Below are 15,514 nucleotides of genomic sequence, written 5' to 3' on the forward strand. Positions count from 1 at the left end.
GTATGCATGGCAGCGCCCACTATGATGCCGCCATGCTCACTCCACTAGACACCTACCCCACCTGGCGCGCCGAAAGCGGCGCTGCAGCGCCCCGTCGCGTGGTGGCTGCTGACGACACGATGTCGGCCGACACGGCCTATCGACTCGCTTGCGAGGGCACAGGTTTGTTGTGGCAAGGTGACTTTCACAATGCACGTCAACTGCTGCAAGCCTTGGCCCGTCGCACTGAACGTAAACCTAAGAAAAACAAAAAGTCAGAGGTTGACCTCACACCCGTGCAAGCCTTCAATGCACACCGCTTGACATTAGGCCAACGCGCCCGCATCTTGGCCATGGTCATCGTTCCCTTAGAAGGCGACTACACCATCCCCCTGCGCCGCGCACCTGACCTCAAACAAGCCTGTACCGAAGCGTGGGGTCCAGCCAACGGCGAAGCCTGCATGGTGTCGCTGCGCGAACTTTTGGGTGTGGTGGGAGCGCATGAGTGGCGCAAAAAAGGCGTGGAGATTGCGGCCTTGGACGACGCACCCAACAACCGCATCTACCCGCATTACGGCGTGTTCTCGCCGGTTCGTGGTGAGTATGTGGATCTCGTGGCGAATGCGCCGATCAAAGACAAATCGCTCGCGTTTGACATTGGCGTGGGCACAGGTGTGTTGTCTGCAGTGTTGGCCAAACGCGGCGTGCAACGCATCGTCGCCACAGACCAAGACCCACGCGCCCTTGCCTGTGCGCGCGAGAACCTGCAACGCTTGCAGCGCATCGACAAAGTGGCCTTGGTGCAAACCGATCTATTCCCAGAAGGCCAAGCACCGCTGATTGTGTGTAACCCGCCGTGGGTCCCTGCGCGTCCTAGTTCGCCCATTGAGCACGCGGTGTACGACGAAGGCAGCCGCATGCTGCGTGGTTTCTTGAGTGGGTTGCGTGAACACCTTGCGCCCAATGGCGAAGGCTGGCTCATCATGTCTGACTTGGCCGAGCACTTGGGACTGCGCACGCGTGAAGAACTGATTTGTTGGATCAGTGAGGCGGGGCTCAAGTTGGTGGACCGCCACGACATCAAACCGCGTCATGGCAAAGCCACTGACGAAACCGACCCGCTGCACGCAGCGCGCGCCAAAGAAGTTACTTCTTTGTGGCGCCTAGCAGCTGCTTGAGCAAGCCCAGCAATCCCACGCGTGGTTCAGTGCCCTCCTGAACTGTCGCTGCCGCTGGCTGAACAGGCTCTGGTTCCGCCAAAAGTTCAGGCATAGCTTTGGGCTGAGGTGCTGCGACTGGTGTATCAAACGGCATCGTCGTTTGCAGCGCCTGCTGCACAGGGGCTTGGTGCACGGGGTCTGGTTTGGCTGGCGTGGCAGCAGGTAAATGAAGTGCTTGCAACACAAACTGATTCACCACCGCGTTGAACGGCACTGGGTGCGCCGCATCGGCCACTTCCAGCACCTGTGCTTTGGCAAATTCGCGCTGCAACGCTTTGACTTGCTGTGGCGTGCACACACCCGAGTTACCACCGTGCATCAAACGCACCGGGCCTTTGAAACCATTCAGCAAATGACCAAACTTCATCCCCTTCCAATCTTTGCGGTAAGGCAAATCGAAGTGCGAGGGTGACTGCACGGCCAGCACGGCACCAATGCTCACATTGAACTGTTCTGCCATTTCTTCTGGGGTTGGCAAGCGACCTGCTTGCTTCATGCCGTCGTACAAACCGTAGATCGACATCCATGGCAAATCCAAGCCAATGTCATTGAAGAACAAACCACTGACGTGGTTATGGGCATCGTGCGCCAAGTACATGGCCAAGATGCCGCCCATGCTGGTGCCCAACACGTCGATGTGCGGCACAGGCTTGCCATCGGGCATCAACTCATGGCGAATGAAATGTTCAATGTCTTCTAGATACACCTGCATGGTGTACCCCTTGTCACCTGGCAAGCAACTGGAGTCCCCTCGGCCACACAAGTCCACACTGATCACTCGCAAGCCTTGCAGACCATCAGCCGCTTGCAGCAGCGGGTCAAACGTGGCACGGGTTTCTAACAAGCCGGGCAAGCACAACAGCACATGCGGGCTATTGACATCACCCACCGAGCTATAAGCCAAGTGGCGGCTGCCTTTAGACAGAGGAAACTGAAGAGCGGGGAATTGAGAGACGGTCATAACTGCAATCATCCTAGTCGATACACAGCAGATCACACGCTTGTTTTGCGTACGATAAGGCCATGTCTAGCGCAACCACATTTCAACTCGCGGTCCAAAGCGTCACTTGGGGCCCACTGAACAACTTGTCTTTTGCTTGGACACCTGGTGTGAGCTGGGTGTGTGGCGATGAAGGCAAAGGCAAAACCACGCTGCTGCGTTTGTTAGCAGGTGATGTGCAACCCACAGCGGGCCAAGTGACAACACCCAAAGGTGGCGTGTTTTGGGTGGACCTGCAAGATGCTGCGCACGACAGCACTACCGTGCAAGCCAGTTGGGACGCATTGCGTGCGCACTACCCGCGCTGGAACCAAGACCTACTGCAAGACTTGGCGGAAGAACTCGACATGACACAACACCTCGACAAGCGCCTCAACATGCTGTCAGCTGGCAGTCGCCGCAAAGTGATGGTGGTAGCGGCTTTGGCATCAGGCGCAACCGTGACTTTGCTAGACCAACCGTTTGCCGCACTCGACCTTGCATCGGTTCGCGTCATCCATGAGTTCTTGCGAGAAGCGGCAGAGCACCCCAGTCGCGCATGGATCGTGGCTGATTACGAAGCTCCGACCCATTTGCCACTGGCGAGCGTGCTCAACTTAGACGAATCACAATAAATCGCAGACATGAAAAAAGGCTCCCAAAGGAGCCTTTGTCGTTTGCACCGAAGTGCCACTGAGTCAACGCATCAAGCCTTGACCGCGTCGGGGTTGCGCAAACGGATGTGCAATTCGCGCAATTGTTTCTCGTCCACAGGGCTTGGGGCTTGCGTGAGCAAACACTGAGCGCGTTGGGTCTTGGGGAAGGCAATCACGTCGCGAATCGATTCTGCGCCGGTCATGAGCGTGACGATGCGGTCCAAACCGAAAGCCAAGCCGCCGTGTGGAGGCGCGCCGTATTGCAAAGCATCGAGCAAGAAGCCGAACTTGAGCTGGGCTTCTTCGGGCGTGATCTTCAAAGCGTCAAACACTTTTTGTTGCACGTCAGCGCGGTGGATACGCACGGAGCCGCCACCCATTTCCCAACCGTTCAACACCATGTCGTAGCCCTTGGAGATGCACTTCTCGGGCGCAGTGACCATCCAGTCTTCGTGGCCGTCTTTGGGTGCGGTGAAGGGGTGGTGCACGGCGGTGTAGCGTTGGCTCTCGTCGTCGAACTCGAACATGGGGAAGTCGACCACCCACATTGGCGCCCAACGGTCTTCGAACAAACCGTTCTTCTTGCCGAACTCGCTGTGACCAATCTTGATGCGCAAGGCGCCAATCGCGTCGTTCACGATCTTGGCTTTGTCTGCGCCGAAGAAAATCAAGTCGCCGTTTTGTGCGCCTGAACGTTCCAACACGGCGTTCAATGCTGCGTCATGGATGTTCTTGACGATGGGTGACTGCAAACCGTCACGGCCTTTGGACAAGTCGTTGACGCGGATGTAAGCCAAACCCTTCGCACCGTAGATCTTGACGAACTCGGTGTACGCGTCGATCTCGCCACGGCTGATGCCGCCGCCTTCCACCGAGCCATTGGGCACGCGCAAAGCCACCACGCGACCGCCCTTCATGTTGGCAGCACCTGAGAACACTTTGAAGTCCACATCGCCCATGACGTCGGTCACTTCGGTGAATTGCAGTTTCACGCGCAAGTCTGGCTTGTCTGAACCGTACAAGTGCATCGCATCTTGGTAGGTCATGACAGGGAACTCGCCGAGGTCCACACCGATGGTGTTTTGGAACACGCGCTTAATCATGCCTTGGAACATGTCGCGGATTTCTTCCTCGCTCAAGAACGAGGTTTCAATATCAATCTGGGTGAATTCAGGTTGACGGTCCGCACGCAAGTCTTCGTCGCGGAAGCACTTGGTGATTTGGTAGTAACGGTCGTAGCCCGCCACCATCAACAGCTGTTTGAACAACTGAGGCGACTGAGGCAACGCGAAGAACTGACCATCGTGCACACGGCTGGGCACCAAATAGTCGCGTGCGCCTTCGGGCGTGCTCTTGGTGAGCATGGGTGTTTCCACGTCGATGAAACCGTTTTCGTCGAGGTACTTGCGCACTTCCATCGCCACTTTGTAGCGCAGCATCAGGTTGTTTTGCATGTAAGGGCGACGCAAATCGAGCACGCGGTGTGTGAGACGTGTGGTCTCAGACAAGTTGTCTTCGTCGATTTGGAAGGGTGGCGTGACCGACGCGTTGAGCACTGTCAACTCGTGGCACAGCACTTCAATCTTGCCGCTCTTGAGGTTGTCGTTGGTTGTGCCTTCTGGACGGGCGCGCACCAAACCTTTGACCTGGATACAAAACTCATTGCGCACGTCTTCGGCAATTTTGAACATCTCAGGACGGTCGGGATCGCACACCACTTGCACATAACCTTCGCGGTCACGCAAGTCGATGAAGATGACGCCGCCGTGGTCACGACGACGGTTGACCCAGCCGCACAGGCTCACGGTTTGGCCATTGAGGGCTTCGGTCACGAGACCGCAGTAGTGGGAGCGCATTGCCATTTTTAGTTTCTCTTTTCTTGAATTGCTTGGGTGCCGGGAGACACGGCGCCCATGGAAATCACATACGTCAACGCTTCGTCAACGCTCATGTTGAGCTCTTTCACATCGGCACGAGGCACGACCAAGAAAAAGCCACTGGTGGGGTTAGGCGTGGTGGGCACATACACGCTGATGTGTTCACCGTCTAATTTGCTGGCCACTTCGCCAGACGGTGTACCCGTTTGAAACGCAATGGTCCACACACCTTGACGTGGGTATTGAATCAACAAAGCTTTGCGAAACGCATTGCCGCCGTCGGAGAACAAGGTGTCGGACACCTTCTTCACGCTGGAGTAAATCGACTTGACGATGGGGATTTGATTGAGCAAACGGTCCCATTGCTTCATCCACCAACGACCCGCCACGTTGGACACCAAAGCACCGCTGATCAGCAGCACGAGGATCAACAAGATCACGCCAAGGCCCGGGACATGCTCAAGCCAATAAATGGTATCGGGCGAGGTCAGGCGCAGCTTTGTCAACACACCGATGAACGCGCCATCCAGCGAGCCGACCAGCCAGCTCAACACCGCCACAGTGATGACGAGTGGCGTCCAGACCAAAAGGCCGGCGAGCAGGTATTTTTTAATCGGCATGAAAGACCCAGTGGTGTTGAAAATTAATGGCAAGCACAGCCGCCGCCGCAAGCGGCTGGGGGTGTACTGGTGGCAGTGTCCGATCCCGCTGAAGCAGTTTCGGTAGCAGCCGCACCAGCGACAGAAGCGGGCGCGGATGTGCCACCGGAACCGCCTTTGAAATCAGTGGCGTACCAACCCGAGCCTTTGAGCTGAAAGCCCGCAGCCGTGAGTTGCTTGGAAAACGTGGGTTTGCCGCACTCTGGACAATCGGTCAGAGGCGCATCTGAGATTTTTTGCAGGACGTCCTTGGCATGGCCGCAGGACCCGCATTTGTAGGCATAAATGGGCATGGCGAGACGAATTCGGTAAAACCCTGAATTATAGGCGCCCAACCCCTATTTCAAGGGGCGCCAGACACTTAGGCCGCACCGACCAGCTTGTGGTGACTGCCGTGGGCATTGCGAATGGCTTGTGGCCCCAACGAGCCCACCAACATGCCCGTCAAACTGGCCAATACACCGGCCAACTGCGCTGGAAACTCGTCCCCCGCAGGCGTGAGCAAAAACAGCAACCAAGTAAGCAAGCCCAGCACCAAAGCAAAAATAGCGCCTTGTGTGGTGGCGCGCTTCCAGTACAGGCCAAAGGTGAGCGGCACAAACGCACCCACCAGCGGCACTTGGTAAGCGCCCGACACCATTTCGTAAATCGAGGTGCCTTGCATGGCAATGGCATAGGCCAGCACCAACACGCTGAACACCAACACCGTCACGCGCATGGCACGCAACTCTTGCTGGTCACCTTGATGCGGGCGGAACTGACGCCAAATGTTTTCGGTAAAGGTCACGCTAGGCGCCAGCAATGTGGCTGATGCACACGACTTGATGGCAGAGAGCAACGCGCCAAAGAACAGCACTTGCATGACAAACGGCATTTGCTCAATCACCAACGTGGGCAACACTTTTTGTGGGTCTTCGGCAATCAAGGTGGCTGCCTTCTCGGGCATGATGATCATGGCGCTGACCACCAAAAACATGGGTACAAACGCAAACAAGATGTAGCAAATGCCGCCAATCACGGGGCCGCGTGTGGCCGAGGTGATGTTGTTGGCCGACATGACGCGTTGAAACACGTCTTGCTGAGGGATGGAGCCCAACATGATGGTGATGGCCGAGGCAAAAAAGAACAGCACATCTTTGGCGTTGGGCTCGGGCCAGAACTTGAACATGTCTTGACTGACCGCCAAGGCCACCACTTTGTCTGCGCCACCCGCTTGGTCGGCCGCAAACACCGCCAAGATGGACAGCCCCACCACCAAGATGATCATTTGAATGAAGTCGGTGATGGCCACCGACCACATGCCACCAAACAAGGTGTAGGCCAAGATGGACGCCACGCCAATGATCATCCCGAGCTCCATGCTGACCACGCCATCGGACAAGAGGTTGAACACCAAGCCCAACGCGGTGACTTGCGCCGACACCCAGCCGAGGTAGCTGACCATGATGATGAGCGAGCACACCACCTCGACCACGCGGCCATAGCGCTCGCGAAAGTAGTCGCTGATCGTGAGCAACGTCATGCGGTAGAGCTTGCCGGCAAAGAACAAGCCCACAAAGATCAAACAAAAGCCTGCACCAAAGGGGTCTTCGACCACGCCATGCAAACCGCCATTCACAAACTTGGCGGGAATGCCCAACACCGTTTCTGAGCCAAACCAAGTGGCAAAGGTGGTGGTCACGATCATGGCCATGGGCAGGTGACGACCGGCAATGGCAAAGTCAGACGAGTTTTGCACCCGCTTGGCAGCCATCAGACCAATGGCAATGGTGACCAGCAAATAGACGATGACGAGTGTGAGCAGCACGGGTCAACTCCGTAAAGTGTTTAAAAGAAATGGTGAAAACGCACGAACACTTGTATGGCCAGCAAGCCCACCAAGAAGCCACCACCCACCCACACGATGCCTTGCAACATGCGGTTGGTGCGGCGCTGTTCTTCGATGAGCTGTTGCAACTGCACGTTGCTGTTCGTTTGGCGGTGCTTCAAAAAGTCGTGCACCAAGCGAGGCAACTCGGGCAAGAGCTTGGCGTAGCGCGGCGCTTCAGCGCGCAATTGGTTCCAGAGTTTCTTGGGGCCGACTTGGTCGACCATCCATGTTTCCAAGAACGGTTTGGCGGTGCTCCACAAGTCCAAATCTGGGTCAAGCTGGCGACCCAAGCCTTCGATGTTGAGCAAGGTTTTTTGCAACAACACGAGCTGCGGCTGAATCTCCACATTGAAACGGCGCGAGGTTTGGAACAAACGCATGAGCACCATGCCGAGTGAAATTTCTTTCAGCGGACGGTCAAAGTACGGCTCACACACCGCGCGAATGGCAGACTCCAACTCATCCACACGCGTATCAGCAGGCACCCAGCCGGACTCCACATGCAACTCAGCCACACGCTTGTAGTCGCGGCGGAAGAACGCGGTGAAGTTTTGCGCCAAATACTCTTTGTCGTATTCGGTGAGCGTGCCCACGATGCCAAAGTCAAGCAACACATAACGACCAAAGCTGTTGGGCTCTAGGCTGACCTGCAAGTTGCCGGGGTGCATGTCGGCATGGAAAAAACCATCGCGAAAGACTTGGGTGAAAAAGATGGTCACGCCATCGCGTGCGAGTTTGGGGATGTCCACACCTGCTTCACGCAAACGTTCGGTTTGGCTGATAGGCACGCCTTTCATGCGTTCCATCACCATCACATCGGTGTGGCAGAAGTCCCAGAAAATTTCGGGGATCAACACCAAGTCCAAACCTTCCATGTTGCGGCGAAGTTGTGCCGCATTAGCAGCTTCGCGTACGAGGTCCAACTCGTCGTGCAGGTACTTGTCAAACTCGGCCACCACTTCACGCGGCTTCAAGCGTTTGCCATCGCTCGACAGGCGATCGACCCAAGCGGCCATCATGCGCATGAGACTCAGGTCTTTGTCGATCACCGTCAGCATGCCCGGACGCAACACTTTCACCGCCACTTCGCGCTGACTGCCATTGCGGTCTTGGATCACCGCAAAGTGCACTTGCGCAATCGACGCACTGGCCACTGGCTGACGTTCGAACGACACAAAAATGTCGTTCAAGCTACGACCAAACGAATTCTCGATGATGGCCACAGCCACATCCGACGAAAACGGGGGCACACGGTCTTGCAGCTTGGCCAACTCATTGGCGATGTCAGGCGGCAACAAGTCGCGACGGGTCGATAGCACTTGGCCAAACTTGACGAAGATCGGGCCTAACCGTTCGAGTGCCTCACGCAGACGCTGCCCACGGGGCGCACGCAAATCGCGCCCGATCGACACAATGCGCGCGAGCAAACGCAAACCAGGTTTTTCAAAACTGTTGAGCACCAACTCGTCTAGCCCAAAGCGCAGGACGATGAACACGATGTAAATACCGCGCAGCAAACGGGTCATCATGGCGCGGCCTTTGCGGTTTGTTGTTGCACAAAAGAACGCAGCGCCTCCACCGCACGCTTGGCGGTTTGCACCAAGGTGTGCGCGGGTGCGTCGCCAATCAAGCGGGCTACGTCTTCTTCGGGATCCCAACGCACGTGGTCAAACAACCAATTCACCTCAGCGGCCAGTTGCACATCGCCTTCAATGTGAATCGGCGGCTTCTCGCCTTGCAACACGGTTTGGACCAAGGCCATCGGAGAAGGCTCATTCACGCGCAACACCAAATCAGCTGCATGGCTGCTGGTATCGGGCGAAACAAACTCCAACAAACCTGCGGGGGTAAAGCTGCATTGAAACACTTGGTCACGCCAGCAGACTTTGACTTGGCGACCTTTTTGGCGTTGCAAACGATCGCGTGCAGCAGGCTCTTGCATGAGCACATGGTTGAGCAAGAGCACCACGCGTTGCTGCACTTCAGCCACCGCCCATGCGGGTGGCGTGAAAGATTGCGGGAAATCTGCGGGAAGTTTGGCGCGCAGCGTGTCTGCTGCGTCGGCTAACCAAGAAAAAGGGGACTGTGTTGCCATAGTCCCCAATTATTCCCTGTTTATGCTGCCTTATTGCAGGGCTTGCACACCTGCCACCAACCAGCCCAAGCTACCGTCTTTAGGCTTGGTCATATTCCACACTTCGCGGAATGGTGTGGGGCCAGAGGATGGCTCTTCACGGATGAGGCCAGAGAACTCCACACTGGCCATGTAGCTGCTGCCCAAATCTTCAATGCCCAACAGTTGCGCTTCGAGCATGACCACGTCGGTGTGGTTGACTTGACCATTGGCCGTGGCTTCACGCTCGGCCAGTTGCGTTTTGATTTCGGCCAACATGCCGTCAGTCATCATCATGCGCAAGGCAGCGATGTCTGAACGGTCCCAAGCTTGTTGCAAGGTCATGAAGTTTTGTTTGGCCGCGCTGACAAAGCCAACGGTGTCAAAGTCGGTGGGGATACCCCAGGTTTGGTTACCGCCCAAAGCCGAGCCGATCATCGAGCCACCCGCTGCGTAGTCGGGGTTGGTATCGACAGGACGGGCGGACGAGTCATTACCCACATTTTTAGGGTTGTACTGCGGCAAAGAGCTGGGGTTCATGGCCCCTGCACCTTCAAAGGCGTAGGGACTGCTGTTGGCCACTTCGGGTTGGCGGCGACGCATCACCGCACCCACCACCATCATCAGCACCAAGGCCAACAAACCGAACATCAAGAACTGACCAAATTCAGCACCAAAGCCCAATGAGTGTGCCAACCAAGCCAAGCCTAAGCCAGCGGCCAATCCACCGAGCATGCCGCCCATGCCACCAAAGCGAGAAGGCTGTGCAGGTGCAGGCGCGGGTGCAGCAGGTGCGTGTGGCGCTGCGGCAGGTGCTGCATTGGGCGCGGCATTGGGCGTGGCAGCAGGCGCAGGTTTGATGGCTTCACGCTGCGTCACATTGCTGGACTGTTGGCCCATCGACTTGCCACCGCCTAAACGTTTGGCTGCCTCGGCGTGCATCGTGGCAAAGGCCATGGCCACCACAAAAAGGGCTGTCAAAAGTTTCTTCATCGCGTCATCTCCGGTTGTCGTTGTCTTGTTGTGATGTCTCAGCACTTAATTCCAACATGAAGCGCGACCACGCCGGCGCTCATGTTGTGAAAGTCCACATGGCCAAAGCCATTTTGTTTCATGAGGGATTTCAATTCCTCTTGGCCAGGGTGCATGCGAATCGACTCGGCCAAATATTGGTAGCTGGCTGCATCGCCCGCAATCATCTGCCCCAACTTGGGCAAGATGTTGAAGGAGTACCAGTCGTAGGCCTTCTCCAGCGGCTTAGCCACTTTGGAAAACTCCAAGACCAGCAGCTTGCCATTGGGCTTGAGCACGCGGCACATTTCGCGCAAGGCGGCGTCTTTGTGGGTCATGTTGCGCAGGCCAAAAGCCACACTGACCACGTCAAAGTGGTTGTCGGGGAACGGCAGTTTTTCGGCATCACACACCAAGGTGGGCAACACCACGCCGTGGTCGAGCAAACGGTCACGGCCGGTGCGCAACATGGCTTCGTTGATGTCGGTGTGCACCACGCGGCCTGTTTTGCCCACTTTCTTGGCAAACGCCATCGACAAGTCACCCGTACCGCCTGCGATGTCGAGCACTTGCGAGCCCTCACGCAAGTCAGCCACCATCACGGTGTAACGCTTCCACACGCGGTGCAGGCCAGCAGACATGAGGTCGTTCATCACGTCGTACTTGGACGCGACCGAGTCAAACACGCCACGGACGTGTTTGGCCTTTTCTTTCTCGTCGACAGTTTTGAAACCGAAGTGGGTGGTATTCATAGTTTTGTCAATCTTATCAATGTGCGTGACTGCTGCAGCCCGCGCCTGCTTTTTCGGGCATAGGTGCGTCGCGGTCTACACCGGCTTCTTTCAGACGGCGTTCGTAATCAGCCCACAGCTGATCTTGCTCGGAGCCCAAAAAATAAAGGTATTCCCAAGTGAACAAGCCGCTGTCATGGCCATCGCTGAAGGTGGGCTTGATGGCGTAGTTGCCAATAGGCTCTAAGCCTTCGAGCTCGACCAAGCGCTTGCCCGTTTGCAACACCTCTTGACCTGGGCCGTGACCCTGCACTTCAGCTGAAGGGCTGTAGACGCGCATCAGCTCAAACGGAATGCGAAAGCTCGCACCGTCGGCAAAGCTCACCTCCAACACACGCGATGCGCCGTGCACCGTGATGTCTTGGGGTGCAGGCGTGTTTTTTTGCAATCCGGCCATAGGGGCTCCTGTTAAACCAACACGCGCTCAATGCCACCGGCATTGGCGTTGGCCACGTACTCGGGCATCCACTGTTCGCCCAACAGCTTGCGCGCCATCTCGACCACGATGTAGTCGGCTTCGAGCAAACCGTTTTGCAAGTCGTCGCCGTAGCGGGTCAAGCCTTGCAAGCAGCTGGGGCAGCTGGTGAGGATCTTCATATCGCCTTTGGCTTGACCCGTCATCGCACGCAACGCGGCTTCGTCTTTTTGCAACTCAGCTTCTTTGCGGAAGCGCACTTGGGTCGAAATATCAGGACGCGTCACGCCCAAGGTGCCCGACTCGCCACAACAGCGGTCGCTCTTGCGCACTTGCTCGCCCACCAAGGCCTTGACCGTTTTCATCGGGTCTTGCTGTTTCATCGGTGTGTGGCAAGGGTCGTGGTAGAGGTAACCGGCTTGCTGTTCGGCGCTGAGCTTGATGTCTTTCTCCAACAAGTATTCGTGGATGTCAACGATGCGGCAGCCTGGGAAGATCTTGTCGAACTGGTAGCTTTGCAACTGATCAAAACAGGTGCCGCAGCTCACGACCACGGTTTTGATGTCAAGGTAGTTGAGCGTGTTGGCCACGCGGTGGAACAACACACGGTTGTCGGTGATGATCTTGTCGGCCTTATCGAACTGGCCCGAACCTTTTTGCGGATAGCCGCAGCACAGGTAGCCCGGTGGCAACACAGTTTGCACACCCGCGTGCCACAACATGGCTTGCGTGGCGAGGCCCACTTGGCTGAACAAACGCTCAGAGCCGCAACCGGGGAAATAGAACACCGCTTCTGTTTCAGACGTGGTGGTCTTGGGGTTGCGGATGATTGGCACGTAGTCTTTATCTTCGATGTCCAACAAGGCACGCGCGGTTTTCTTGGGCAAGTTGCCGGGCATTTTTTTGTTGACGAAGTGAATCACCTGCTCTTTGATCGGCGCTGTTCCCACCGTGGCAGGGGGCGCCTTGGTTTGCTTGCGTGCCACCACTTGCAAGGCGTCATGCGCAAAGCGTTGCAGCTTCATGCCTACATCCACCATCGCGCTGCGCGCGAGTTTGATGGTTTCGGGGTTGGTGGCATTGAGCATGAACATGGCCGCGGCATTGCCAGGACGGAAGCTCTTTTGACCCATCTTGCGCAAGAGGTTGCGCATGTTCATGGACACATCGCCAAAGTCAATCTTCACAGGGCAAGGTGTGAGGCACTTGTGGCAGACCGTGCAGTGGTCGGCCACATCTTCAAACTCTTCCCAGTGTTTGATGGACACACCGCGGCGGGTTTGCTCTTCGTACAAAAAGGCTTCGACCAACAACGAGGTGGCCAAAATTTTGTTGCGTGGGCTGTAGAGCAAGTTGGCGCGTGGCACATGGGTTGAGCACACGGGCTTGCACTTGCCGCAACGCAAACAGTCTTTCACGCTGGCGGCAATTTCGCCAATGTCAGACTGCTGCATGATGAGTGATTCGTGGCCCATCAAGCCAAAGCTTGGTGTGTAGGCTTGGCTCAAATCAGCATGGCGCAGCGACGCATCGACGTCTTGGTTGCGCAGCAATTTGCCTTTATTGAAGCGCCCTTCTGGGTCCACCTTGGTTTTGTAGTCCGCAAACGGTTTGAGCTCGTCATCGCTCAAAAATTCGAGCTTGGTGATGCCAATGCCGTGCTCACCCGAAATCACACCATTGAGCGAACGCGCCAACACCATGATGCGTGCCACCGCTTCGTGCGCAGTTTGCAGCATGGCGTAGTTGTCGCTGTTGACGGGGATGTTGGTGTGCACGTTGCCATCACCGGCGTGCATGTGCAGGGCCACCCACACGCGGCCTTTGAGCACGCGTTTGTGAATGGCGTTGCATTCTTCCAAGATGGGCGCGAGTTGCGCGCCTGTGAAGATGTTTTGCAACTGCGCACGGATTTGTGTTTTCCAGCTTGCGCGCAAGGTGTGGTCTTGCAACTGTGGGAACAGCGCGTCGCACTCGTTGAGCCACTGCTGCCACAGACCACGCACTTCGCCAATGAGCGAGCGGGCTTGTTGCACGCGGTCTTCGAGCAACTCGGGCGTAGGGATATCTGCGGCATCGTCCGACTTACCCAAAGGCAAATTGCCTTTGGCGAAGAAGTCGTCCAAAGCGTCGCACAACTCAATCTTGTTGCGCAAGCTGAGCTCGATGTTGATGCGCTCGATGCCGTCGGTGTACTCGGCCATGCGTGGCAAAGGAATCACCACATCTTCGTTGACCTTGAAGGCGTTGGTGTGGCGACTGATCGCTGCGGTGCGCTTGCGATCGAGCCAGAATTTTTTACGTGCTTCAGGGCTCACCGCCACAAAGCACTCGCCGCTGCGGGTGTTGGCCATGCGTGAGACTTCGGATGTGACACGTGCCACTTCGTCAGCGTCGTCACCCGCGATATCGCCAATCAACAGCATCTTGGGCAAGCCGCCGCGTTTGCTCTTGGTGGCATAACCCACGGCGCGCAAATAGCGGTCATCCAAATGCTCTAAGCCCGCCAGCAACACGCCGCTGCGTTTTTGCTCGGCAAACATGTAGTCTTTGATTTCCACGATGCTGGGCACTGCGTCTTTGGCGTTGCCGAAGAACTCCATACACACGGTGCGCGTGTGCACGGGCATGCGATGCACGATCCAACGTGCGCTGGTGATCAAACCATCGCAGCCTTCTTTTTGCACACCAGGCAAACCGCTCAAGAACTTGTCGGTCACGTCTTTGCCCAAGCCTTCTTTGCGAAAGGTCTTACCGGGGATGGCCAAGGTTTCGGTACGGATCGGTGTTTTGCCGTCAGCCTTGAAGTAGCGCAGCTCAAACGTCGCCACTTCGGCGTCGTGAATCTTGCCGAGGTTGTGGTCCATGCGCACCACGTCGAGCCACTCAGCGTCGGGCGTGACCATGCGCCAGCTGGCGAGGTTGTCGAGCGCAGTGCCCCACAACACGGCTTTCTTGCCGCCCGCGTTCATGGCGATGTTGCCGCCAATGCACGAAGCTTCAGCGGACGTGGGGTCCACCGCAAACACAAAACCACCGCGTTCTGCCGCATCGGCCACGCGCTGCGTGACCACACCGGCTTCGGTGTAAATCGTGGGGACTTTGTGGCTGATGCCAGGCAGGTCAATCAGCTCGACTTCGGTCATGGCTTCGAGCTTTTCGGTGTTGATGACCGCACTCTTCCACGTGAGCGGAATCGCGCCACCCGTGTAACCCGTGCCGCCGCCACGCGGAACGATGGTGAGGCCCAAGTCGATACAACCTTTGACCAAGCCCGCCATCTCTTCTTCGCTGTCAGGCGTGAGCACCACAAAGGGGTATTCCACGCGCCAGTCGGTGGCGTCGGTCACGTGGCTCACACGTGAGAGGCCGTCGAATTTGATGTTGTCTTTGGCCGTTTGCTTGCCCAACACACGGGCGGCTTTTTTGCGCAACGCGGCAATCGCGTCGAACTGTTGGCTGAAGGTTTCAATCGCACGGCTGGCCGCTTGCAAGAGTTGGCCCACCATGGCATCGCGCTCTGCATCGGCATCGGGGGTGCGACGCTGTTGCACCTCACCCAAACGGTGGTGCAAGGCCTCGACCAACTGGTGGCGGCGCTTGGGGTTGTCCAGCAAGTCGTCTTGCAAATAGGGGTTGCGCTGCACCACCCAGATATCGCCCAACACCTCGTACAACATGCGGGCCGAGCGGCCTGTGCGACGCTCTTGGCGCAAACGCAGCAACAACTCCCAAGCCTCGGTGCCCAGCAAACGCAGCACGATTTCACGATCAGAGAAGGAGGTGTAGTTGTAGGGAATTTCGCGCAGTCGCGGGCTTTCTTCAGCCGTGGCGAGCAAGTGGTTCAGCGAGGTGGGAGCATTCATGGTGTGATGTGCGCGCTAGGGCGCATTGGGGGCGCGAATTAAGGCCCGATTTTACTGCAGGGGGCTTGGGTGCTTGGG

Annotated in this window: 13 protein-coding genes; 2 read left to right on the forward strand and 11 right to left on the reverse strand. The window is 56.9% G+C overall.

Annotated features, from left to right (window positions below; translation table 11 throughout):
- Positions 1-32: 32 nt before the first annotated feature.
- Complete coding sequence (locus QMG27_RS10735) at positions 33-1,157, forward strand: class I SAM-dependent methyltransferase (protein WP_281811210.1); 1,125 nt, start codon at positions 33-35, stop codon at positions 1,155-1,157.
- Here QMG27_RS10735 and QMG27_RS10740 read toward each other — a convergent pair.
- Positions 1,126-2,160 carry an alpha/beta fold hydrolase gene (locus QMG27_RS10740; protein WP_281811212.1) on the reverse strand — a complete coding sequence of 345 codons (1,035 nt, stop codon included), beginning with the start codon at positions 2,158-2,160 and terminating at the stop codon, positions 1,126-1,128. The two genes, QMG27_RS10735 and QMG27_RS10740, sit on opposite strands and share 32 nt — an antisense overlap.
- A gap of 62 nt (positions 2,161-2,222) precedes the next feature.
- On the opposite strand from QMG27_RS10740, the gene QMG27_RS10745 reads away from it, so the two are divergent.
- Positions 2,223-2,813 (forward strand): ATP-binding cassette domain-containing protein, encoded by a 591-nt coding sequence (locus QMG27_RS10745; protein WP_281811214.1) that lies wholly within the window; start codon positions 2,223-2,225, stop codon positions 2,811-2,813.
- 71 nt (positions 2,814-2,884) lie between these two features.
- Here QMG27_RS10745 and aspS read toward each other — a convergent pair whose 3' ends face one another.
- From aspS to QMG27_RS10795, 10 genes are all read right to left on the reverse strand, one after another.
- The gene (gene aspS / locus QMG27_RS10750; protein ID WP_281811216.1) at positions 2,885-4,696 is read right to left on the reverse strand and encodes an aspartate--tRNA ligase; all 1,812 of its coding nucleotides are present in this window, start codon (positions 4,694-4,696) and stop codon (positions 2,885-2,887) included.
- Positions 4,697-4,698: 2 nt separating this feature from the next.
- Positions 4,699-5,331, reverse strand: a complete 633-nt coding sequence (locus QMG27_RS10755; protein WP_281811219.1) for a DUF502 domain-containing protein — start codon at positions 5,329-5,331, stop codon at positions 4,699-4,701.
- Between the two features lie 23 nt (positions 5,332-5,354).
- Complete coding sequence (locus QMG27_RS10760; protein ID WP_281811221.1) at positions 5,355-5,663, reverse strand: FmdB family zinc ribbon protein; 309 nt, start codon at positions 5,661-5,663, stop codon at positions 5,355-5,357.
- A 68-nt stretch (positions 5,664-5,731) separates the two neighbouring features.
- On the reverse strand, positions 5,732-7,177 hold the full coding sequence (locus QMG27_RS10765) for a sodium:solute symporter family protein (RefSeq protein ID WP_281811223.1): 1,446 nt from the start codon (positions 7,175-7,177) through the stop codon (positions 5,732-5,734).
- Between the two features lie 20 nt (positions 7,178-7,197).
- Complete coding sequence (gene ubiB, locus QMG27_RS10770; RefSeq protein WP_281814618.1) at positions 7,198-8,766, reverse strand: ubiquinone biosynthesis regulatory protein kinase UbiB; 1,569 nt, start codon at positions 8,764-8,766, stop codon at positions 7,198-7,200.
- The gene (locus QMG27_RS10775) at positions 8,766-9,335 is read right to left on the reverse strand and encodes a hypothetical protein (protein ID WP_281811225.1); all 570 of its coding nucleotides are present in this window, start codon (positions 9,333-9,335) and stop codon (positions 8,766-8,768) included. The genes ubiB and QMG27_RS10775 overlap by 1 nt, the downstream gene beginning before the upstream one ends.
- Before the next feature lie 30 nt (positions 9,336-9,365).
- The gene (locus QMG27_RS10780; RefSeq protein ID WP_281811227.1) at positions 9,366-10,346 is read right to left on the reverse strand and encodes a Tim44-like domain-containing protein; all 981 of its coding nucleotides are present in this window, start codon (positions 10,344-10,346) and stop codon (positions 9,366-9,368) included.
- A 38-nt stretch (positions 10,347-10,384) separates the two neighbouring features.
- Entirely contained in the window at positions 10,385-11,116 is a 732-nt protein-coding gene (gene ubiE / locus QMG27_RS10785; RefSeq protein ID WP_281811229.1) for a bifunctional demethylmenaquinone methyltransferase/2-methoxy-6-polyprenyl-1,4-benzoquinol methylase UbiE, read from the reverse strand.
- 16 nt (positions 11,117-11,132) lie between these two features.
- Positions 11,133-11,552, reverse strand: a complete 420-nt coding sequence (locus QMG27_RS10790) for a DUF971 domain-containing protein (protein WP_281811231.1) — start codon at positions 11,550-11,552, stop codon at positions 11,133-11,135.
- A gap of 11 nt (positions 11,553-11,563) precedes the next feature.
- Positions 11,564-15,436: an FAD/FMN-binding oxidoreductase gene (locus tag QMG27_RS10795; RefSeq protein WP_281811232.1), complete on the reverse strand. Its 3,873-nt coding sequence runs from the start codon at positions 15,434-15,436 to the stop codon at positions 11,564-11,566.
- Positions 15,437-15,514 lie beyond the last annotated feature (78 nt).

The organism is Limnohabitans sp. MORI2 (assembly GCF_027925025.1).
Taxonomy (GTDB): Bacteria; Pseudomonadota; Gammaproteobacteria; order Burkholderiales; family Burkholderiaceae_C; genus Limnohabitans.